Source organism: Mycolicibacterium iranicum (assembly GCF_002101705.1).
GTDB lineage: Bacteria > Actinomycetota > Actinomycetes > Mycobacteriales > Mycobacteriaceae > Mycobacterium > Mycobacterium iranicum.
Genome location: NZ_LQPC01000004.1, coordinates 1 through 20,254 on the forward strand (window position 1 = coordinate 1; position 20,254 = coordinate 20,254).

Below are 20,254 nucleotides of genomic sequence, written 5' to 3' on the forward strand. Positions count from 1 at the left end.
AGCTCGCACTCCACTCGGAGGTCTTCGTCTTGTCACCTCACCACGCCGTCACCAACGTCCGTGGTCAGTACAACTAGCTGAGACCGAGGGCGGCTGCGCCGTACAGCAGGGTGGACACGTTGAGCCGCGTGGGATTGAGTTTCAGCATCTGCTCGACGAATTCATCGGCGCCGGGGTTTTCGGCCAGCAGACGGTAAGCCTGTTCGAGGTAGGCGATCGTGTCGGACAGGACACGACCATCATCGGGTGCACCCTCGCGCCGATGCGCGGCCACGACGATCTTCGGGTGCCGCGTCCGGACTTCTTCGAGGGTGCCGATCCACTGTCGCCGCTTCTTCTGATCGCTGCCCATCAGTGCGCAGTGCACGTCGTTGTAGGCGATGTCGCCGACGATGACGGCGTCGAGCTCGGGGAGATGTAGATAGGACGAATCGACGTGGTCGGATTGACCGGTCGCGACGACGAGAAGGTCGTGGCCCTCGAGTTCGATACGGTCGGCGGCGAGGATCTCCGGCACGATGACGGTCGAAACGAGTTCGTCGACGAACATCGCTGCATACGTCGCGCGCTCGTCACCGGATCTCATCTCGTGCTCGATTTGTCGCACCGTGGCCTCGGTGGCCACGAACCGTGCACTGGGGAATCTCTCGAGAAGCGTTGCCGCCCCGAGATAGTGGTCGAGATGGGCATGGGTGACGAAGATCGTGGTGAGCACGGTGTCGGTGGTTTCGATCCAGTCGGCCAGCTCATGCGAATCCACAAGGGTCGGCAGCGTGTCGACCAAGACCGCCTCGCGCTCACCGGCGATCAGTGTCACCGAGGTCGGTGGCCACGTCCACCCCTCCTCCATGGCGGCGATGTCGAGGGGTGGCTCGAGACGGCGTTGCGGCGCGGTGAACGTCCTGAGAGTCAATGCATTACCCATACGGAAACCCCTCGATGGCGCGCGTCAATTCTTGACCTATAGGTCAAGAATAGCATCGCGTGCGGCGAACGCCCTTCGGTCTGAATCAGACAAGATCGAGAGTTGCGTCGACGACCCGATGTAACCGCTCGGGACCGGAGTCGACCCGCGCCAAGACATGCAAACCGGTGGCTGTGCTCAAAAGCATGCTGGCTGCATCTGAAGCGTTGAGGTCAGGCCTGATGTCACCGTCACGCTGGCCGCGCTCGATCAGCTCGCGAAATGCTTCTTCAGTCCGACCGAACAGGTCGATGACCCGGCGGGTGACGTCCTCATCTATACGTCCGAGCTCGACTGCGCTGTTGGTCGCAAAACAGCCCCGCCGGTCCGGTCGCTCGAAGTCGGTTTCCACCAGGTACAGGAAGACCTGCCGCAGAATGTCTTTGGCGGGTCCAGGACTGTTCAACATCGCGCCCACGGACTCCACCCGCATGTCGAGGTAGCGGCGCAGCGCGAGGTCATACAGTTGGCGCTTACCTCCGAACGTGTGGTACATGCTGCCCTTCGCGATCTGCAACCGTTCGGCAAGCTGTTGCGGAGTCGTGGCGCCGTAACCCTGACCCCAGAACACATCCATCGCTCGATCGACCGCTGCGTGCGGATCGAATTCCTTGGGCCGTCCCACGACCGCAGTCTAGAGCTGTTCTTGACCCGTTGGTCGAGAACAGCGGGCTGTCAGTTGATGACGGCTGTCACTCCACAACTGCGATGGCGAAGCCGTCCCACCCCTTCGTACCCACGGTCTGGATGGCGGCGGTGTCGAGGCGCGGGTGGGCGCCCATCATGTCGAACATCGCGCGGACCGCCTGCGCCTGTGCGTCACCGGGCGCAGGGTCGAGCACCCGGCCGTTGCGGGCGATGTTGTCGACGACCACGACCGTGCCCGGCCTGCCGAGCCTGATCGCCCACTCGACGTAGGCGACGTTGTTCTCCTTGTCGGCGTCGATGAACACCAGATCGAAGGGCGCGCGATCGGCCAGCCCGGGCAGCGAGTCCAGCGCCGCTCCGACGACGATCTCGACACGGTCCGCGACACCCGCGCGGTCCAGATTCTGCTGGGCGACTTTGGCGTGGGCGGGCTCGTATTCGAGCGTCACGACGGAGCCCTCCGGCCCGACGGCCCGCGCCAGCGAGATGGTGCTGTAGCCGGCGAGCGTGCCGATCTCCAACACACGGCGCGACCCGGACATCCGCACCAAAAGCGACAGCAGTTTGGCGTGTTGGGCCGAGACCTCGATGGCGGGCATGCCAGCGGCGTCACCGGCGTCTCGGGCCGCGCGCAGTGCGTCGTCCTCGCTGTGCAGGACGCGGGTGAACAGATCGTCGAGCGCGGTCCAGTCGGGCATCTGGTCGGGCATCCAAGCAGACGATGTCACGGCGTCGACGGTACTCCCGGGCACACCAGCTGCTGGGCGTCAGCCGACGATCTTGCGCAGCCGCGTACCGCGCTGGTAGGCGAGCACCATCGGATCCCGGCCGGCTTTCGTCGGCTCTGAGGTGAGCACCACCCTGGGCTCGTCGCCGTAGGCCATGGTGTGGATGTGCTCGACCCCGGCCACCCGGAACATCTGGGGGTTCGGATCGTCGTCGCTGGTCATCAGCAACTCGTCGCCGGCCATGATGTCCTCGACCGCCACCTGCGTCGTCTCCACTACCGCACCCCTTCTTTCGCATAGACGACCCGCAGCACGTGGGCCACCTCCGCACCCATCACAGCACCGACGAGCTCGGTGTACACGGCGACGAACTCCGGCCCGTGCGGTGGATCGGCATCCGACAGGTGATGTGCGAGCTCGTGCAGAATCACCAGTTCCCTGAGTGCCCAAACACTTCGGCCCTCGGGCACCGCGATCGTCGCCGCAGCCCCGGCGCGCTCGTAGTGCGCCGCGGTGACACCGCGGCGCGACCGGACCCGCAACGGCGTCGCGGCGGGCCAACGCTCGCGGACGGCGGGGTGGGCCAACACGTCGTCGACGTAGGCCGCGACAGAGTCCACAGAACCGAACCTCGCCTCCGGCGGCAGCGTCAGCTGGGTTCCGAAGAAGTCGACTACCGGATTGGCGCGCTCGGCGGCACGGTCGAACATCGTCCGCACGAATTCCTCTGCGGCATAGACCTTTGCGCGTTGCGCGTCCCGCGTCATCGCTCCAGTGCTGACCTCGCCCCGGCCAACTCGGTGCCACCGCCCAGCCGGGCCTGCCGGCCTGCCCGGTCACCGGCGCGGCGCGCCGCCGACGAATATCCGGCGGTGGCGCTCGTCGCGCGCCACGCACCGCGAGCCTTCGACGTCTGGCGGTAGTAGTCCTTGAGCTCGAGATCTTTGTTGCGCAACGCGATCGCTGTGCCCGGGATGCTGGCGGGCCCGCTCTTGGCCTCCTGCTGCGCCTGTTCACGGGCCTCGGCCAGCCGCTGGCCCACCCGCGCTCCGAACGCCAGCTGGAAGTTGATGCGCGCCGTGATGGTCGGGGTCGGCTTGTGCGCACCGGTGGCGAGGTAATCCTTGGACGCCCGCACCATCTGCATGACCAGGCTGGTGTAGAGCGTGTGGCTGGCGTCGATGTCCTCACTGAAGCCGTAGGCGTACACGAACGTCGAATTCGACGCGATGTCGCACTTGACGTCGTTGGCGGCGGCGATGACCACGAACAACTGCACGTAAGTGCGCAGCCCGCGCGAACCGGGTTCACCGATGGTGATGGTGCGCTGCACCGGCATCTGCGCCTTGGCTCGCTTGTCGCCGTGGCTGCGCGCGACGGCGAGATCTATCGACGTCACGGTGGCCAACCGCTGCGCCGCCGCCATGAAGGCCTCGGCTTCGTGCGGGTTGTCGGTGCCCTCGGCTTGGCGCAGCAGGGCGGCGATGCGGGACAGCATCTTCTCGTCGGTACTCATGACAGTGAGGCTAAGGAATCTCTACGACGTTTCACCGGCTGCCAGTATCCCTTATCCCCACAGCGGTTTTCATCCCCAGCTCGCCGGTTTACTTCTTGACGAAACCGTCCAGCGCGGTGACCAGCTGCTCGGAGAGTGGGTCCTGCTTGGCGTAGTTGGCGATGTTGTCGCTCGGGTCGTCGCGCAGCACATGGTTGACACCCTCGAGCTTCACGAGCGTCACGTCGGTGTGCGCCAGCGCGTCGACGAGCGGCTGCACTGCCTCGCAGCGCGCCTGGCTGTCGGAATCCGAGCACGTCACCAACACCGGGGTGCCCGCAGGAATCGCAGCGGCCAGCTTGAGCGGGTCGACCTTGTCCGCCTCGATGACGGCCTTGATGTTGCCCGCGTTGACGATCGAGTTCAGCCCGTCGGGCAGTTTGTCGGGAACGGTGCCTGTGGTGCGGATCTGCTCCACCGCCGCCTGCCACGTCGCGACCGTCTCCGGCGACCCGTCGGCCTTCACCCGGTTGGTGATGATGTCGAGATAGCGCCCCGGAAGTGGCTGAAAGAGACCGAGGGAATGCACTTTCGGCGCTTGCGCCGACGAGTCGCCGGCGAGTGCCATCGCGTGGATGGTGCCCTCCCCCAGCGCGTAGACCGAGATCTTCTCGGGATCGGTGGCCGGCCGTTCGGCCAGAAACCTCACCGCGGCCTTGGCGCCGGAGGTGTAGACGGAGCTGACGACGTCGGCGGGCTTGTCCCGGAACGGTCCCAGCCCGGTGCGTCCCGTCCCCACCTTGTCGTAGCGCAGGCTTGCGATCCCGCGGTCGGACAGCAGCTCGGCGAGCATGCGCATGTTGCCGATCGGACCGGCCACGACGTTGTCGCCGTTGCGGTCGGTGCCGCCGCTCTCGGAGATCAGCAGCGCGGCAGGCGCGGGCTGTCCCTCGGCGCGGTACCGGTAGGTGCCGTGCATCGTCAGCCCGTCGGCCTCGAACGTCACCTCTTCGTCGGTCCAGTTCGACGCTCCGCCGGAGCTCTTGTCCGAGGAGCACCCCGCGACCAGCATCAGAAGCGAGAGAACAACAGCGGCAAGCGTTTTCACAGCTTCGACTCGATCCATGCGGTGACGTCGTCGAGCACCACGGCCTGCTCGGGTTCGTTGAACACCTCGTGGTACAGACCTGGATACACCTTGAGGTGCACGTCGCTGGATCCGATGCACTCGACCAGTTTCCGACTGCCTTCGACGGGGATGAGCTTGTCCTGGTCGCCGTGCACCACCAACAGCGGCGCAGTGATCGCGGCGGCGCGCTGCGGCATCGTCTCGCCGACCCCGATCAGCGCGCGTCCGACCCCGGCGGGCAGCTTCCCGTGGTGAACCAGCGGATCGTTCTCATAGGCTGCGACCACTTTCGGGTCGCGCGACACCGCATCGGCGGGCAGGTCCTCCACCGGCAGGCCCGGCGCGATCCTGCCCACGACTTTCGCGAGAAGCATCTTCAGCGGCGGCACGTCCTGATGGGCGTTGACCGCGGGGCCGCTCAGCACCATCGCGTCGTAGTCGTCGGGATGCTCGACGCCGTAGGTGAAGACGACACCGCCGCCCATGCTGTGGCCGAGCACGATCAACTTCACCCCGGGATTTTCCGAGCGGGCGATACCGGCCAGGGTGTGGAAGTCACCCGTGTACTCGGTGATGTCGCGCAGGTAGACGCGCTTGCCGCCGGAGCGGCCGTGCCCGCGGTGGTCCAGCGCGTAGGTGACAAGGCCAGCCTCGGCGAACCGCGCGACGACGTGGTCGTAGCGTCGGGCGTGTTCGGCGTAACCGTGGGCGAGGACCACCACGCCGCGTGCCTGGGGCGAGCGAAGCGACGGGGAATCAGCCTGGGGCGAGCGAAGCGACGGGGAATCAGCCTGGGGCGAGCGAAGCGACGGGGAATCAGCCTGGGTCTGCGGCGTCCACACGTCGTAGACGATCCGGACGCCGCCGATGCCGTCGAAACTGCGTTCGGTATGGGTCGCGGCCATGTCAGGGAGACTATCGGGCGGTCCTGGATCACAGCGGTCCGCGCAGGACCGGGCTTGTCACACCCGGTGCGTAGGCTGCTCTTCGTGACCGTCTTGGCCCTTGACGATGCTGACCGGGAAGGCAGTGCCGAGGACGTATTTCTGTCCGATGCGCAGAAGTACCGGCGTGAACTGCTGGCGCACTGCTACCGGATGACCGGATCGCTGCACGATGCGGAGGACCTGGTTCAGGAAACGTATTTACGGGCCTGGAAGTCGTACAACAACTTCCAGGGCAAATCATCGGTGCGCACGTGGCTGTACCGGATCGCCACCAACACCTGTCTGACGTCGTTGGAGGGCCGCAAGCGTCGCCCGCTGCCGGCGGGTCTGGGCGGGCCCGCCTCGGACCCCACCGACGACATCACCCCACGCCACGAGGTCGCGTGGCTGGAGCCGCTTCCCGACGCGCCCCATGAGGATCCGTCCGATCCGTCGGTGATCGCGGAATCCCGCGAGTCCGTGCGGCTCGCGTTCATCGCAGCGCTGCAGCATCTGTCACCGCGGCAGCGGGCTGTCCTCGTGATGCGCGAAGTGCTTCAGTGGAAAGCGGCCGAGGTCGGCGAGGCCATCGGTGCCTCGACCGCCGCCGTCAACAGCCTGCTCCAGCGGGCCCGCGCGCAGCTCGACGAAGTTCAGCCCACCCGCGACGACGAGCCCGCACCGCCCGAGTCGCCGGAGGCTGCGGATCTGCTCGCCAAGTACACCGCGGCGTTCGAGAACTACGACATGGACAAGCTCGTCGAGCTGTTCACCGCCGACGCGGTGTGGGAGATGCCGCCTTTCGACGGCTGGTACTCGGGCCCTGCCGACATCATCACGCTGTCGAAGGTCCACTGCCCGGCTCAGGGGCCGGGCGACATGCGGTTCATGACGACGACGGCCAACGGCCAGCCGGTGGCCGCGCTCTACATGCGCAATCCCGAGACGGGCGTGCACGAGTCGTTTCAGCTGCAGGTGTTGGACACCCGATCGACGGGCATCGCCCACGTGGTCGCGTTCATGGAACGCGAGCTGTTCGCAAAGTTCGGCCTTCCCGCCACCCTGTGAGGGCTAACCGCCCGCGCGCAGTCGGCTGAGTACGGCGTCGATCGCGACACCGAATGCGCGTTGCTCGGCTTTGGACATGCCGTCGAAAACCACGGTGCGGACGAGGTCCACGTGACCCGGTGCCGCCGCCTGCAGAGCGGTCAGTCCTGCATCGGTGAGAGCGACGGTCGCGCCCCGGCGATCGTCCCCGTCGCCCTCCCGCTCGACGAGCCCGCGTCCGCGCATCCTGCGCAGCTGATGCGACAACCGGCTCTGTTCCCAGCCGATGAGCTGACCGAGTTCGTTGATGCGCATCGGCCCGCGCTCCGACAGCGCGACGAGCACGTCGTAGTCCGACAGTGACAGCTCGCAGTCCTGCTGGAGCTGACGGTGCATCGCGGTATACAGCTTGCTGGTCATCGCGAGGTAATCGCGCCAGATCCGCTGCTGCTCGTCGGTGAGCCATTCCATGGGGTCCAGCCTAGCGCCGGAATACATGACACATCATGCATGTTGTCGTGTGCACAGCAGCCGCCTAGGCTGACAAAGACTCCCGAGGAGGGATCGCTACATGACCACCGCACCCAGCATCGTCGACGTCCGGCGTGCCGAAGACCGCGCCAAGACCAAGATCGCGTGGTTGGATTCCAAGCATTCCTTCTCGTTCGGCGGCCATTACGAACCCGACAACACCCACCACGGTCTGCTGCTGGTCAACAACGACGACATCGTCAAGCCAGGCACCGGTTTTGACACTCACCCGCACCGCGACATGGAGATCGTGACGTGGGTGCTGCGCGGCTCTCTTGTGCATCAGGATTCGACAGGCCACTCGGGGGTCATCTATCCCGGCCTGGCACAGCGGATGTCGGCCGGACGCGGGATTCTGCACTCGGAGAAGAACGACTCCTGGACGTTGACCGGTCAGGAAACCCACAGTGAACCAGTGCATTTCGTACAGATGTGGGTGGTGCCCGACGAGTCCGGCATCACACCCGGCTACCAGCAGCTGGAGATCGACGACGAACTCTTGCGCGGCAACCTCGTGACGATCGCGTCAGGGATGCCCGAGCACACCGATGCGGCGGCGATCACCATCCGCAACAAGTACGCGGCGTTGCACGGTGCGCGCCTGGAGCCCGGGCAGAGTGTCCAACTCCCCGAGGCGCCCTACCTCCATCTGTTCGTCCCGAGAGGCGAGGTCGTCCTCGAGGACGCCGGAGCGCTGCACGAAGGGGACGCGGTGCGGTTCACCGCTTCCGGCGGGCAGCGCGTGACCGCGACCGAACCTGCCGAGATCCTCGTTTGGGAGATGCATGCGGGACTTGCTGCGGCATAATCGAATTCCTGTTCTCGTCCTGAGTGCGACGCTGCTCGCGGGATGTACCGGCGGCGAGTCCACGCAGCCCTCACCGGCCTCTTCGGAGTCGTCATCGTCACCGACGTCGTCGGTCGCCGCGCCGCCCACCGGCTCGGCGCCCGTGACCGTCGAGGTTCCCGAAGACCTCGCGGACGCACCGTTCGACCAGCCCCGTGAGGCCGTGGTGCCGCAAGGGTGGACGCTGTCGGTGTGGGCGCGGACCTCGCGTCCGCGCCTGATGGCGTGGACTCCCGACGGAAGCCTCCTGGTGTCGGTGCCCAGCGCCGGCCAGGTGCTCAAGTTCACGCCGCGCGGCGACGGGCCGCCCGAGGAGTCCGTCCTGCTCGACGATCTCGACGAGCCGCACGGGCTGGCCTTCGCGGGCGAGACGCTGTACGTGGCGCAGAGCGATCAGATCGACGCGTACGACTATGCGGCCGGGGCGGCCACCAACTCGCGGATCGTCGCCGGCGGCCTCCCCGACGACCGCAGCCCCGATCTTCGCGGCGCGTACTCCCATGTACTCAAGAGCGTCGCCGTCGGTCCGGACGGCGCTGTCTATTTCTCCATTGGTTCCACGGGAAACATCTCCGAACAGGACCGCTCCGCGACTCCGCCGCGCGCGACGATCATGCGGGTGCCGCCCGGTGGCGGCCCGGCGGAGCCGTTCGCGACCGGCGTGCGTAACGGGACCGGGTTGGCCGTTGCCCCCGACGGTGCGATCTGGATCGCGAACAACGGACGCGACAACGTGCCGTTCCCCGAACCTGGGCCGTCCTACGGTCAGGTCATTCCCGAGTATGTCGGAGAGAATCCACCGGAGCAGATCGCGAAGCTGACGCCCGGCCGAGAATTGGGGTGGCCGTACTGCAACAACGTGGGCGGGCCCGCCGATCTGCCGTTCATCCGCGACGTGCAGACCAACCCCGACGGCGAACGGATGGACTGCTCGGCACTACCTCCGGTCGAGCAGAGCATGGGCGCGCATTCGGCGCCGCTCGGCTTGAGCTTTGTCGACGGCGAACTGCCGGAGCCGTTCGCGCGCGGCGCCCTCGTCGGAGTCCACGGGTCGTGGAATCGGCAGCCGCCGCGGGAACCCGAAGTCTCGTTCTACCCGTGGCGAGACGGCGCACTGGGCGATCAGCAGACGCTGGTGGGCAACTTCCAGGCCGCCGACGGATCACGCTGGGGCCGTCCCGTGGCCGCCGTCGTAGGATCCGACGGCGCGGTCTACATCACCGACGACGCGGCGGACGCGATCTACCGGCTGGCACCTCCGAACTGAGGGTCGGGGCGGCGAGCCCGTTGAGCACCGACGACATCTGCCTCTCGGTGTCGACGGCCAGCTTCTCGAATACGAGCTTCATCACGGGGCTGAGGAGCTTTGCAGTACCTAGCATTTCGAGATCGGTGACATAAGTGATGACCGACCCGGAATCCTGCGGGTCCACTGTGATCGTGTCGACGGTGCGGGAAGATTGATTCTCCCCGACGAACACCACCCGGTGGTCGGACAGTTCTTCGAGCGTGTAGGTCAGCTCCGTTGTCACGCCGAAGAACTTCGACACGTTGTGCCAGTAGGAGCCCTCGGTAACCGGGCCTCGGTCGATGCGCTCGCAAGATTGCGTTCCGGCATCCCATTGCGTTGCGTGCGCGAAATCCTTGAGGTACTCGACCACTCGATCCGGCGGCGGACTGACGGTGAAGGTGCGAGAAACGGTGGGCATCTGTGGTGGTTACCCGATCTCCAGCAAACTCACCCCGCGATGCAGTGACGGACGCCGGGCCGACGGCGCGGTCCTGGGCGGCCGGGGCGCATTCCTGCTGAAGAGGCACCACCTTCCAGCTCAGCAAAGGCGGCAGCGACCGCCCCGGTACCTTCCCGTGATACCGCTGTGACGAAAGTTGACAGCGGGTCTACTGGGATTACTGTTATTACGCCTGATCCGATTTTCCGATGGGAGCCGCCGGTGACGACTCCGACCGCAAACTCACGGCGCCGCGCAACGGGTAAACGGTCCGTCTTCGCGATGGCACTGTGCACGGTGCTCGCGATGGCGGCCACGGCTCCGCCGGCTCACGCGGCCAGCGCGCGCGAACTTCTCGCTGCCGCGATCGCGAACACCCGGGGCTCCTATCTCGTCTACAACTTCGGCCCGGGATTCCCCGCGCCGATGCTCAACGCAGCGGGGAATTCCTACGAGCTCGACAACGGCGGGCGGTTGATGGTCATCAAGTCCGCATCGCAGCGGCTCGCTCCCCGGCTGCTGGCCGACTCCCACATCGGATACCAGGCGCGCTGCGAGCGAGACCCACGGGCGCGAACGTCCGAAGGGTTGCTCCAGGCGTCTGAGACCTTCTCCCCGCTGCAGGCGTGGCAGGCGCTCGGCCAGCCGACGATCGCGATCAACGCCAATTTCTTCGACGTGCGCGGCCAACAGGGCGGCTCGTGGAAGACGACCGGTTGCAGCTCACCGCTGGGCGCCTACGTCGACAACACCCGCAACCTCGGCCGGACCAATGCGGCCGTGACGAGCACTCTCGCCTACGCAGGCAAGCAGGGACTCTCGGGTGGAGACGAACGCTGGATGGCGCTGTCCACCATGATCATTCCGGTTCAGGGTGCGCCGTTTGTGGTACCGCCGAGCAGTGACGAGGACTATGACGCCGCCACCCCCGTCGTCACCCGGCTGATCAACGACGGCACCCGCTTCGTCGCCGTCGCCGGCCTCGGCCTGCTGGCGCCAGGCGAGACAGGACAGCTCAACGATCCGGGCCCGAGTGCCGCGCGCACGGCGATCGCCTACGTCAAGGATCGTGACGAGATGTACGTGTTCCAGGGCGGCAGCTATACGCCCGACCAGATCCAGGATCTGTTCCGCGGCTTGGGTAGTGACACCGCGGTGCTGCTCGACGGCGGCGGATCTTCGGCTATCGTGCTGCGTCGCGACACCGGCGGCATGTGGGCCGGGGCCGGCTCACCCCGCGGATCCTGCGACACGATGGCGGTGCTGTGCGATTCGCGCGAGCGCGCACAGCCGGCGTGGCTCGCGTTCAACTAGCCTCGCACCGCGAGAGCGCGTGTCTGCACAGCGGCGCGCCGCGATCAGCCGTGCAAATGCGCACGCTCGCCGCGCATCGACCGCACACTAAAGCCGGCACCCACTGACGGCGGCGGCGCGGGTCTGTGCCCGGTAGCCGGAGCCGAACAGCACCACATGCGCCAGCAGCGGGTACAGCTGGTGGAGCCCGATGCGGTCCCGCCAGCCGTCGCGCAGCCGATGCTCGGACTGGTAGCCGTCGAGCACCGCGTCCAGATGCGGGCACCCGAACAGCGCAAGCATCGCAAGGTCGGTTTCCCGGCAGCCACCGTGGGCAGCCGGGTCGATCAGCACCACGCCGTCGGGGGTCCACATGACATTGCCGCCCCACAGGTCTCCGTGTAACCGGGCCGGCACCTCAACGTCGTCGAAATCGCCTGCTCTGCAACGTCTTATCACGGCATCAACAGCAGCGCGCGTCTCCGTGTCGAGCGACGCGCGCGCAGCCATCGGAGCGAGTCGGCACTCGGCGTAGAACGCACCCCACGACGCCTCATTCGCATACGCCATCGGTAACGGTTGGTGCAGCGGACCGAAGAACCCTGGCCCGTCCCAGCCGGACGGCGCCGCCCCGAATCCGTCCGCGCCCGCGTCATGGGTGCGCGCCAGACGCGCGCCGAAGTCGCGTGCCACGGCTGCGGTGGGCGGCGACGGCGTGAGCCGCTCCAGTGTGAGAGAAGCCTCGTCCACCGCGACGACCCGCGCGCACGGCACCCCGCCTTGAGCGTGCGCCAGCCACCGCAGACCCGCGGCCTCACAGGCGAAGAAACCGTTGGGAGCGTTGGTGTTCCGCTTGACGTAGTCCATCAAGCCTTCTCCGCGCCAGGGGTGCCGAACCAGAAGAGCGCCGCGCTGACGGTGACCACCACCGCCCCGAATGCGAGGATCGGTGCGACGGTGAACCGTGTCAGCGTCGCACCGACGAGAGCGCCGAAGCACATGGTGGCGACGACGGCGATGCGCAGCCTCTGCCGGGCGCCGCTGCCGCCTGCCAGCTTGCTGTCGACCCCGATGCCGACAATGGTCGAGGTCAGCACCGTGGTCGTCAGCTCCTGAATGCCGAATTGCCGCGCCGTCGAGTGCTGGACGCCGAAAGCCGTTGCCAGCCCGGCGATCACCACCAGCTTCGTGTCGTCGTGATAGTGCAGCACACCTGCTCCGCACAGGATCGCCAGCACGACCAGCAGTACGATCTCGACACCGAGAGCCGTTGCGATCCATACCCGCACGTTTCCGCCGAGGTGACGCACCAATCGGCCACCGACGATGGCGCCCAAGAGGAAACAGGTGAACGCCACTACCGCAGCAGTGAGATCGACGACGGTGTGCGAGGCGAACCAGAAGCCGAGAAACACCACGTTCCCGGTCATGTTCGCGACGAACACGTGGCCGAGCACGAGCACGCTGACCGCGTCGATCAGCCCTGTCGTGAATGTCAGCAGCAGAAGCGCGGCCTCCGTCTGACGTTGCGACACCGGCGAGGCGATGGCCACGGCAGGCTAGAGCTGCGGCGTCAGATCGAACGATGTGATGGTGGACATCCTGGTGATGCGCCAGTCGCCGCCGTCTCGCTGCATTGTGAGGCGGTACGACAGGTAGCGCAGTGCCGGGATGTTCTTGGTGACCGGACTCGTCGCCACCGAATTGGTGTACACCAGCGCAGTGGCTTCGGTCGGCACCGACGGTGGCGACACGGATTCGACCGCTGCGCCCATCACCTGGGTCGTGTTGGTGACCTGGGCTTGCTTGTTGGCTTCGACGATGGCGTCGATGTAGCGGCGGTACTCATCGGCGAAATCGCCGACGAGGAACACCGTGGCGCGGTCGGCCAAGGTGTTCATGTCGTCGGGGGTGTACGTCCACAGCGTCGTGATTGCTTCGGTCGCCGCGCGCGCGATGTCCAACTTGGTTGCGACCAGAGCCCGCTCGGCCAGGTAGGGCTGGACCATGGCGCCGGCGAACGCACTCGCGCCGACGAACACCACCGAGGCGACGGCCGCCGCCGCGATCAGGCCCTTACCCGCGGGGCGGTGCGGCACCATGACGACCGGCTCCTGGGGAGCCTCCTCGACTGTCTCGTCGACAGTCTCTTCGGCGGGTTCCTCCGCAGATTCGTCGGGCGACTCCGCAGATTCCTCGACAGTTTCCTCGACGGGTCCCTCGGGAGCCTCGGCACCCGCTTCCGGTTGTGCCGGTTGAGCTTTCGCGCGGGCCGCTTTGCCCATCGGGGTCTTGGGAGCGTCGTCAGCAGACTTCGCGGTTTCGTCCACAGTCGCTTCGACCGCCTCGGTGGTGGGCGCCGACGCTTCCCGCTTCGAGCGTCGACCGAAGAACCGCCGACGCGGCCGCTCGGCAGCGGAGTGCTCCTCGGTGGTCAGATCACCTGAACCAGGTTGCTGATCTTCCACTGCTGTCCTTCCTTGATAGTCGTTGCCACCCAGCGACTTCCGCTCTCCATCGTCGACTTGCCGTCGGGTGTCTTCGAGGTGACCTTCGTGGCGATCAGCACCTCGGCACTGCCGTCGTCGTTCCATCGCTGCACACCGGCCGCGAGCACTTCGCCGGTGCTCGGTTCGGATCGGGCGACCTGGACCAGGATCTCGTTGAGGCGTGCGCTGAAGTTCTTCGCGAACTCACCGGTGGCCTGCGCGGCGACGCGGTCGGTGTAGGCGTTGGCGTTGAACGGATCCAGGCTGGTGTACATCACCATGAACTCGCTCGTGTAGCCGAGCGCCGCGGCGTCGGTGACCGCCGCGCGACGGTCCTCCTCGTGCCGGACGAGCATGAACGTGCTGGCCGCGATCGCCGCCGCAATCACCAGAGCGGCGATCACGGAGACCAGCGGAAGACCCCATCGCGGCGCACGTTTGGGTGTCGACTGGAAATACCCGGGGTCGACGGCCTCGCCGTCGGCATCGGTGAAGTTGCGGCGTGGACTCATGGGCCCGCCGGATTCATCTGCGGCTTCTTCAGCACCGTCAGGTTCGCCACACGCCACTGCCCGTCGGGCGACTTGTCGAAGTGGACCAGCACCGTGGCGGTGATGAACTTGACGTCGTCCGGGTTGTTGCCGCGCTGGCCCTGCATCGCCAGCAGCATCGCGGCGTGATCCGGCGTCACCGGCGGATTGGTCAGCACCGCGCTGTTGACGGACCAGTACTCGTTCGTCGTCGGGGATCCGGCCTTCACCGCTTCCTGCTGGGCGATCAGCTGGTCCCGGTAGCCGTCGGTGGTCAGCCCCTGCGCCCGGGCGAAATCGTCGGGCAGCGTGTCGGCGCCGTAGCTCAGCATCTGCTCGACGATGCGCGGGCCCTGCTCGGCGATCTGCTGGCGTGCCGCCTCCACGCCCCGCTCATACCGGTAGAGGACGGCGTAGCCGAGCCCGGCCGCCGCGACCGAAAGAACGGTCGCCGCAACGAGTACGGCCGAAACGAGCCGCCGCATGTTCCGCTGTGGCGGGTCGACGCGCAGCACCTCGGTGCGCGTCAGCATGTCGGCGAAGGTGCGGTTCCGCTTGTCCCACAGCGGCCACAGCCATCCGATGCCCAGCGCGAGCGTGTCGAGCAGGTGCGCGAGGTCGCGCACGGTCAAGCGCAGGATGCCGACCGGCTCGCCACCCCGCAGGACCGCGATGCCGAACAGCGCCCTCCCCAGCGTCCACCCGATGGCGTTCGGCAACACCAGCCGGTTCACCGCCATCGCGAACAGCGTCAGTCCGCCCAAGGCGGTGAACACCCATCGCTCCCAGCCGTCGGACGGCGAGGCCAGCGCCAACAGCGCCATCGTGGCGATCACGCCGAGGCCGGGCACCACGTCGACCGCCAGTGCGCCCGCGCGGGACGGCCATGACGCCGGCGCACGCCCCGCGTCGGGGTCGTCGGCAGAGGTCGCCGGGGTTGTGTCGAGAACAGCCGTCACGAGTTGACCTGGTCCAGCCTGGCGATCCGGTACTGCCCCTCGTCCCAGGCCATCGTCGCCCGCAGTCGGTAGCCGACCTGCTGGTCGGCGGCTTCGGAGTTGGAGATCCTGACGCGTACCGCCACGAGCACGTTGATCGATCCGTCCTCGTTGTGCCGTTCGACAGCCGCGCGCAGGTCATCGACCGCCACGGTGGCGTTGGCCGCGGAGTACGCCTCGGCGATGACGCTGCCGAACAGGCCGGCCTGGACGCCGAAATCTCCGGTCGAGCAGTCGAGGATCTTCGACTGCGCGGCGGTCATCGCCGCGGTATCGGGAGCCTGGGTCGCCGCGACGCAGTTCTTGGCGGCCTGCAGGGCCGCCTCGTCGGTGCGCGCCACCTCGGCGGCGCGCTCGTTGGCACGCAGTGCGAGGACACCGCCGACGACAGCACCCGCGGCCAGCAGGATCAACAGGGCGCAGATGCCTGCCGCCCAGCCGTTGCCCAGCCGTGCGGGCCTGCGTGTCTCGACCGGGGTTTCGTCCGCGGGCGCCGCGTCTGGGGCGGCCGCCGACGACTCTTCCTGGACGTCCTCGGTGTGGGGGGTCAGCCGGCTGGTGCCAGCATCTCCTTCCATCCGTCGTCTCCTGGGTTACTCGAATTACCAACGTTGTATCTGACGCCGTCAGGTCCCACGACCTCGCCGCTGCTCGGGCTGTAGGCGGCGGCGCTGCCCGGGGGTCCCTGCGTCGGGGTGTAGATGCAGGGGTTCGGCTGTTGACCGCTGCAGCTGACGGTACCCGAGCCCGGCGGGCTCAACGGATCACTGATCGGTGCCAGCGACGCCGGCGGGGGCAGCTCGTCGGCAGGCAACGGATTGCGGCCGTTGTTCACCGACGGTGCCGGTACCACCTGACCTGGTGCGACGCGCTGGTCGCAACGCGCGCCGGGGGCCGGGCAGGCGACAATCTGGTTCGGGTCGCCGTACCACGGGTTCGTGCCCAGCGGGACGTACGGCTCGTCGCTGCGACATTCCTTCGGCGTCGCCGCCCGCTTGCCCGGCACATCGGCGCACGGGTAGTTGCGCGCACCGCGAACAACGTTGCCCTGGAAGTCCTTCGGGATTTTGCAGTAGGTGCCCGACGGCAGCGGGGCCATGCTCGTGTCGGCCGGCGAACGCCACTCCGACGAAGGTAAGAAGCCGGTCAGGCACGGCGGCGGCTGATTGATCGACAGGCCGAAGTGCAGTAGCCCCTGGCCTTCGAAGATGGTGGCTGTCTGAGCAATTGACGCACCCTGGGGCAGTACTACCAGTGTTTGCTCAAGGCCCTTGTTGTAGCGCTTCAGCATGTCGATCACGACGGACAGATTGGCCAGCGTCTGCGGCAACGAGTCACGTACGTCGGCGAACACGGTGTTGACCTGGTCCAGCGTGGGTCCCGCCTGCTGCAGCCCGCTGCGCAACGCAGGATCCTGCTCGGCGGTCTGCGAGGCGATGACGTTCAGATTGCGGGACCACTGCTCGATCGCGTCGCCGGACTGCACCTGGCTGTCCAGGATCGGCGCCACGTTGGTGATGATGTCGTTGACCTGGGGCAGGTTGTCGCGAAAACCCTCCGCAAGGTTGGTCGTGGAGTCGACGAGCCGCTGCAGGGACGGACCCAGCCCGCCCACCGCGGTCGACGTCTCGGTCAGCAGCGCGTCGATCTTCTCCTTCGGCAGCACGGCGAGGCCCTCGTTCGCGGCGTCGATCGCCGGACCGACCTCTTCGGGCACCGTGCTCTCGGTGATCGTCGACCCCGGGCTGAAGAACTGGTCTGTTCCCGACGGCGAGACCAGGTCGAGGTACTGCTCGCCGATCGCCGACACCGAGTGCACGTTCGCGACCGCGTCCACCGGGATCTTGTACTTCTCGTCGATGCTCATCGTCGCCCGAGCGCCGGTGGCGGTGGGTTCGACCTCGGTGACCTTGCCGATTTGCGTGCCCCGGTAGGTCACGTTACCGGTGGCATACAGACCACCGGAGCGCTCCAGGTCGGCATACAGCGTGTACTGCCCGACACCGGCCAGGCTGGGCAGGCGCAGGTAGTACAGGCCCAGCACCCCGACCGCGAGAATGGTCAGGATCGAGAAGATGATCAGCTGAATCTTGACGAACCGCGTCAGCATCGCTCACTCAGCCCTTTCCACCAGCGGTCCGCCCGCCACGGAATGGGCGTTCGGCGTGAAGCGCACATCCGGGATCATCGTGTTCGGGTCACGACCCCATGCCTGCTCCAGCGCTCTGAGCATTCCGGAAACGCCTGTGCCCGAGAGGAATCCGTTGTCGATCGCCGACAGCGTCAGATCCACCATGAGGGAGACGTTGACGTAATCACCGCGGATTGCCTTCGGCACATTCTCGATGCTGAACGGTGCGGTCAGCATCAGCTTCAGTGCGCCCAAAACGTAAGGTGCGGCCTTGCCCAGCTCCCGCAGCGGACGCTGCAAATTGGCCAGGTTGGCATTCAGGTTGTCACTTGCGGGGGCGAGTGCGTACTCGGCGGCACCGCCGATCCGGCCCAGCGCTTCGACGGCGTCGGCGAACAGATCGCGGGTCTCCGCGAAATGCTGGATCAGCGGCGGGAATTCGGTCAGCACCGCATCGAGGGTCTCGTTGCGCTGCGCGACGATCGCCAGCAACCGGTTCGTCGAATCGATGGCCCGCGTGATGTCTGCGCGCTGCTGGTTGAGCTCCGCGGTGAACGTGTCGAGACGGCCGAGGAATTCCCTGATCTCCTCACCACGACCGTCGAGCACGTTGTAGATCTCGGTCTGGATCGTCTCCAGGTTCGACACCCCGCCACCGGTCAGGATCGACGCGATGCTCGCGAGAACCCGCTCGGTCGTCGGGAACGCCGACGCGTTCTTCAGCGGGATCGTGTCGCCCGACCTCAACTTGTCCGAGGACGGATCCGGCGGCAGGTCCAGCTGGACGTGCTGCGAACCCAACAGGCTGGTCTGGCCGATCTTGGCCAGCGTGTTCTTCGGCAGCTGCACGGACTGGTCGAGGTCCAGCGTCAGCGTCGCAACCCAGTTCCGCAGTTCGATCGAACGCACCCTACCTACGTAGACGTCGGCCACCCGGACGCGGCTGTTGACGTTGAGCGCCAGCGTATCCGGCATCTGGACATAGATGGTGGTGGCGCCCGAACCGGTGCCGGGACCGCCCGGCAGCGGCACGTTCGCGATGCCCTTCCACGACCCGCAAGACGTGAGCACCACCGCGGCAGCCCCGAGCGCGATGGCGCTCCTGGCCACCTTGGTCAGCCTGTTCATCGCGTACCTCCAGCTTCGGCCGGCAGCAGCGGACCCGACGGCGCCGCGGGTGCGGGGCCGGGTGCAGGAGCTGCGGCGGGTGCGCCGAGCGGACTTCCACCGCCAGGAATCACCCCGGGGGCGGGCACCGGCGGCGGACCCGGCTGCGGGTACCACGGCGGCGGCAACGGGTTGTTCTGGTCGAACGCGTTCGGCGGTCCGGGCAGGTTGCCGTTGCGCGTCGTCCCGAATGCCGGCGGAGCGGCGGGGGGCACGATGTCGGGCCCGCCCATCAGCTCGGCCAGTGATTCCGGTGTGAGCATGTTGGCCGTGAACGGCTGCACCTCGACGCCCTGCATGCCCGGCGCGACGATCCAGCCCGGCTCATGGTTGCCGTGCGAGAACAGCGTGTCGCGGGACCAGATGCCCGGCACGGTCGTGTCCTTGTATCCCGGGGGCGGCTGCAGCCGCGGCTCGGAGTAGGCGATCTGCTTGGGCAGCGTCATCGCGGCTTGCAGCTGGTTCGCACCGAACGGCAGGTAGTTGAACTTGATCGCGTCGAGGATCGGCCCCAGGTACTGAGCGCACAGTTCCGCCGACTCCTGGTAGCCGAGACGGCTACCGGCCTGGATGGAGCTGCAGATGAACTCCATCGGGTTGGCGAAGTTCGAGATAACCGGCATGTTGACGATGCCGCCGGCGTTTGGCGACGAGATGTTGACGATATTCGAACCCAGGTTCGGGAGCACATGCAGACCCGTTTCCAGGCCGTCGCGCGGCTCCGGCTGCAGGATCGCGTTGGTTACGTCAGCGAGGTTGTTCACATCGTGCGCCAGCACTTCACCGTTCTCCTCGATGAAGCTGCGCGTCGTCGAGAGCAGCTCGTTGAGATCTTCGAGCGCGTTCGCCACCTCGCGGTCGGTGTTGGTGAACGCGTTGGTGAACTGCGCGAGGTTGTTGTTCAGCGAGACGAACTGCTCGTCGCTCTCGTGTAGCGCGTTGACGAAGAGGGCCAGGCTCTTGATGACGCTGAACAGGTCGCCACGGCCCTGATTCAGCGCGAACAGCGCCTCGGAAAGTCCGTTGAGCGTCCTGTTGAGCTGTTCGCCCTTGCCGGCGAAACCGTCGGCCGCGGACTCGATGATGTCGCCGAACGGACCCTTCGGCTGCTCCGGTGTGGGACCGAGGTCCCGCAGCAGTCGGCTCACCGAATCCCGCAGATCGTCGTACTCGACCGGCACCTGGGTGCGGTCAACGTCGAGCACCGCGCCGTCGGGCAGCGTGTTGCCGCCGGTGTAGGCCGGCGACAACTGAATGGTGCGCGATGCGACCAGGCTCGGGTTCAGGATCGAGGCGCTGGCGTTCTCGGGAACCTTGTACTTGTTCTCGTAGTGGAAGGTGACCTTCATCTTGTCGCCCGCGGGTTCGATCTTGTCGATCGTGCCGACCCGGACGCCCATGATCTGCACCTTGTCGCCGGGGTAGAGCGCCAGCGTCTGGGTGAAGTACGCGACGACGGTGTTGGTCGTCGCCTTCTTGTAGAAGTGCCAGCCGAGGAACGCACCCGCGACGGCGACGATCAGCACGAGGGTGCCGATGACCAGGGCGGTGCGCGAGACACCCGGCAACTTCATGTTCCGGACATTGAAGATGGTCGACAT

Annotated in this window: 23 protein-coding genes; 4 read left to right on the forward strand and 19 right to left on the reverse strand. The window is 66.7% G+C overall.

Going from position 1 to position 20,254, the window contains the following annotated elements:
• Positions 1–73: 73 nt before the first annotated feature.
• From AWC12_RS00930 to AWC12_RS00965, 8 genes are all read right to left on the reverse strand, one after another.
• Positions 74–925, reverse strand: coding sequence for an MBL fold metallo-hydrolase (locus AWC12_RS00930; protein ID WP_085171765.1), 852 nt, complete (start codon positions 923–925; stop codon positions 74–76).
• Positions 926–1,010: 85 nt separating this feature from the next.
• Entirely contained in the window at positions 1,011–1,589 is a 579-nt protein-coding gene (locus tag AWC12_RS00935) for a TetR/AcrR family transcriptional regulator (protein WP_085171767.1), read from the reverse strand.
• Between the two features lie 67 nt (positions 1,590–1,656).
• Positions 1,657–2,310 carry an O-methyltransferase gene (locus AWC12_RS00940; protein WP_110808536.1) on the reverse strand — a complete coding sequence of 218 codons (654 nt, stop codon included), beginning with the start codon at positions 2,308–2,310 and terminating at the stop codon, positions 1,657–1,659.
• 69 nt (positions 2,311–2,379) lie between these two features.
• A complete protein-coding gene (locus AWC12_RS00945) occupies positions 2,380–2,616 on the reverse strand; it encodes a hypothetical protein (protein WP_036465348.1) in 237 nt (78 codons plus the stop codon).
• On the reverse strand, positions 2,616–3,107 hold the full coding sequence (locus AWC12_RS00950; protein WP_024447506.1) for a TIGR04338 family metallohydrolase: 492 nt from the start codon (positions 3,105–3,107) through the stop codon (positions 2,616–2,618). The genes AWC12_RS00945 and AWC12_RS00950 overlap by 1 nt, the downstream gene beginning before the upstream one ends.
• Positions 3,104–3,856: a DUF2786 domain-containing protein gene (locus AWC12_RS00955; protein WP_085171771.1), complete on the reverse strand. Its 753-nt coding sequence runs from the start codon at positions 3,854–3,856 to the stop codon at positions 3,104–3,106. Before AWC12_RS00955 ends, AWC12_RS00950 begins: the two co-directional genes overlap by 4 nt.
• Before the next feature lie 88 nt (positions 3,857–3,944).
• Positions 3,945–4,943: an alpha/beta hydrolase family protein gene (locus AWC12_RS00960; RefSeq protein WP_085171773.1), complete on the reverse strand. Its 999-nt coding sequence runs from the start codon at positions 4,941–4,943 to the stop codon at positions 3,945–3,947.
• Positions 4,940–5,869, reverse strand: a complete 930-nt coding sequence (locus AWC12_RS00965) for an alpha/beta hydrolase (protein ID WP_085171775.1) — start codon at positions 5,867–5,869, stop codon at positions 4,940–4,942. The genes AWC12_RS00960 and AWC12_RS00965 overlap by 4 nt, the downstream gene beginning before the upstream one ends.
• A gap of 54 nt (positions 5,870–5,923) precedes the next feature.
• Here AWC12_RS00965 and AWC12_RS00970 point away from each other — a divergent pair, with 54 nt between their 5' ends.
• Complete coding sequence (locus tag AWC12_RS00970) at positions 5,924–6,958, forward strand: sigma-70 family RNA polymerase sigma factor (protein ID WP_085171777.1); 1,035 nt, start codon at positions 5,924–5,926, stop codon at positions 6,956–6,958.
• A gap of 3 nt (positions 6,959–6,961) precedes the next feature.
• Here AWC12_RS00970 and AWC12_RS00975 read toward each other — a convergent pair whose 3' ends face one another.
• Positions 6,962–7,408, reverse strand: a complete 447-nt coding sequence (locus tag AWC12_RS00975; protein ID WP_024447501.1) for a MarR family winged helix-turn-helix transcriptional regulator — start codon at positions 7,406–7,408, stop codon at positions 6,962–6,964.
• Between the two features lie 100 nt (positions 7,409–7,508).
• Here AWC12_RS00975 and AWC12_RS00980 point away from each other — a divergent pair, with 100 nt between their 5' ends.
• Together AWC12_RS00980 and AWC12_RS00985 are read left to right on the forward strand one after the other, a co-directional pair.
• A complete protein-coding gene (locus AWC12_RS00980) occupies positions 7,509–8,276 on the forward strand; it encodes a pirin family protein (RefSeq protein WP_085171779.1) in 768 nt (255 codons plus the stop codon).
• Complete coding sequence (locus tag AWC12_RS00985) at positions 8,254–9,582, forward strand: PQQ-dependent sugar dehydrogenase (protein WP_085171781.1); 1,329 nt, start codon at positions 8,254–8,256, stop codon at positions 9,580–9,582. The genes AWC12_RS00980 and AWC12_RS00985 overlap by 23 nt, the downstream gene beginning before the upstream one ends.
• Here AWC12_RS00985 and AWC12_RS00990 read toward each other — a convergent pair.
• Entirely contained in the window at positions 9,533–10,024 is a 492-nt protein-coding gene (locus AWC12_RS00990; RefSeq protein WP_024447498.1) for an SRPBCC family protein, read from the reverse strand. The genes AWC12_RS00985 and AWC12_RS00990 overlap by 50 nt on opposite strands.
• A 243-nt stretch (positions 10,025–10,267) precedes the next feature.
• Here AWC12_RS00990 and AWC12_RS00995 point away from each other — a divergent pair, with 243 nt between their 5' ends.
• On the forward strand, positions 10,268–11,359 hold the full coding sequence (locus AWC12_RS00995) for a phosphodiester glycosidase family protein (RefSeq protein WP_024447497.1): 1,092 nt from the start codon (positions 10,268–10,270) through the stop codon (positions 11,357–11,359).
• A gap of 87 nt (positions 11,360–11,446) precedes the next feature.
• Here the strand turns inward: AWC12_RS00995 and AWC12_RS01000 are convergent, their stop codons facing one another.
• Genes AWC12_RS01000 through AWC12_RS01040 form a run of 9 tightly spaced genes read right to left on the reverse strand, consistent with a single transcriptional unit; the run spans position 11,447 to position 20,254 of the window.
• Positions 11,447–12,208: a fructosamine kinase family protein gene (locus AWC12_RS01000; RefSeq protein WP_085171783.1), complete on the reverse strand. Its 762-nt coding sequence runs from the start codon at positions 12,206–12,208 to the stop codon at positions 11,447–11,449.
• Positions 12,205–12,891 carry a YoaK family protein gene (locus AWC12_RS01005; RefSeq protein WP_085171784.1) on the reverse strand — a complete coding sequence of 229 codons (687 nt, stop codon included), beginning with the start codon at positions 12,889–12,891 and terminating at the stop codon, positions 12,205–12,207. Before AWC12_RS01005 ends, AWC12_RS01000 begins: the two co-directional genes overlap by 4 nt.
• A 6-nt stretch (positions 12,892–12,897) precedes the next feature.
• Positions 12,898–13,806: a mammalian cell entry protein gene (locus tag AWC12_RS01010; protein ID WP_085171786.1), complete on the reverse strand. Its 909-nt coding sequence runs from the start codon at positions 13,804–13,806 to the stop codon at positions 12,898–12,900.
• A complete protein-coding gene (locus tag AWC12_RS01015) occupies positions 13,773–14,339 on the reverse strand; it encodes an Rv1363c family protein (RefSeq protein ID WP_024447493.1) in 567 nt (188 codons plus the stop codon). The genes AWC12_RS01010 and AWC12_RS01015 overlap by 34 nt, the downstream gene beginning before the upstream one ends.
• On the reverse strand, positions 14,336–15,316 hold the full coding sequence (locus AWC12_RS01020; RefSeq protein WP_085171788.1) for an RDD family protein: 981 nt from the start codon (positions 15,314–15,316) through the stop codon (positions 14,336–14,338). Before AWC12_RS01020 ends, AWC12_RS01015 begins: the two co-directional genes overlap by 4 nt.
• Positions 15,313–15,933: an Rv1363c family protein gene (locus AWC12_RS01025; protein ID WP_085171790.1), complete on the reverse strand. Its 621-nt coding sequence runs from the start codon at positions 15,931–15,933 to the stop codon at positions 15,313–15,315. Before AWC12_RS01025 ends, AWC12_RS01020 begins: the two co-directional genes overlap by 4 nt.
• Positions 15,903–17,465: an MCE family protein gene (locus AWC12_RS01030; RefSeq protein WP_024447490.1), complete on the reverse strand. Its 1,563-nt coding sequence runs from the start codon at positions 17,463–17,465 to the stop codon at positions 15,903–15,905. The genes AWC12_RS01025 and AWC12_RS01030 overlap by 31 nt, the downstream gene beginning before the upstream one ends.
• A gap of 3 nt (positions 17,466–17,468) precedes the next feature.
• Positions 17,469–18,614: a virulence factor Mce family protein gene (locus tag AWC12_RS01035; RefSeq protein ID WP_024447489.1), complete on the reverse strand. Its 1,146-nt coding sequence runs from the start codon at positions 18,612–18,614 to the stop codon at positions 17,469–17,471.
• Entirely contained in the window at positions 18,611–20,254 is a 1,644-nt protein-coding gene (locus tag AWC12_RS01040) for a virulence factor Mce family protein (RefSeq protein WP_085171792.1), read from the reverse strand. The genes AWC12_RS01035 and AWC12_RS01040 overlap by 4 nt, the downstream gene beginning before the upstream one ends.

Excerpts from the sequence above, each read along its gene's own strand:
- AWC12_RS00930 (WP_085171765.1), bottom strand. The coding sequence starts at position 925 with ATGGGTAATGCATTGACTCTCAGGACGTTCACCGCGCCGCAACGCCGT.
- AWC12_RS00940 (WP_110808536.1), bottom strand. The coding sequence starts at position 2,310 with ATGCCCGACTGGACCGCGCTCGACGATCTGTTCACCCGCGTCCTGCAC.
- AWC12_RS00950 (WP_024447506.1), bottom strand. The coding sequence starts at position 3,107 with ATGACGCGGGACGCGCAACGCGCAAAGGTCTATGCCGCAGAGGAATTC.
- AWC12_RS00955 (WP_085171771.1), bottom strand. The coding sequence starts at position 3,856 with ATGAGTACCGACGAGAAGATGCTGTCCCGCATCGCCGCCCTGCTGCGC.
- AWC12_RS00965 (WP_085171775.1), bottom strand. The coding sequence starts at position 5,869 with ATGGCCGCGACCCATACCGAACGCAGTTTCGACGGCATCGGCGGCGTC.
- AWC12_RS00975 (WP_024447501.1), bottom strand. The coding sequence starts at position 7,408 with ATGGAATGGCTCACCGACGAGCAGCAGCGGATCTGGCGCGATTACCTC.
- AWC12_RS00980 (WP_085171779.1), top strand. The coding sequence starts at position 7,509 with ATGACCACCGCACCCAGCATCGTCGACGTCCGGCGTGCCGAAGACCGC.
- AWC12_RS00985 (WP_085171781.1), top strand. The coding sequence starts at position 8,254 with ATGCGGGACTTGCTGCGGCATAATCGAATTCCTGTTCTCGTCCTGAGT.
- AWC12_RS00990 (WP_024447498.1), bottom strand. The coding sequence starts at position 10,024 with ATGCCCACCGTTTCTCGCACCTTCACCGTCAGTCCGCCGCCGGATCGA.
- AWC12_RS01015 (WP_024447493.1), bottom strand. The coding sequence starts at position 14,339 with ATGAGTCCACGCCGCAACTTCACCGATGCCGACGGCGAGGCCGTCGAC.
- AWC12_RS01025 (WP_085171790.1), bottom strand. The coding sequence starts at position 15,933 with ATGGAAGGAGATGCTGGCACCAGCCGGCTGACCCCCCACACCGAGGAC.
- AWC12_RS01030 (WP_024447490.1), bottom strand. The coding sequence starts at position 17,465 with ATGCTGACGCGGTTCGTCAAGATTCAGCTGATCATCTTCTCGATCCTG.
- AWC12_RS01035 (WP_024447489.1), bottom strand. The coding sequence starts at position 18,614 with ATGAACAGGCTGACCAAGGTGGCCAGGAGCGCCATCGCGCTCGGGGCT.
- AWC12_RS01040 (WP_085171792.1), bottom strand. The coding sequence starts at position 20,254 with ATGTCGACCATCTTCAATGTCCGGAACATGAAGTTGCCGGGTGTCTCG.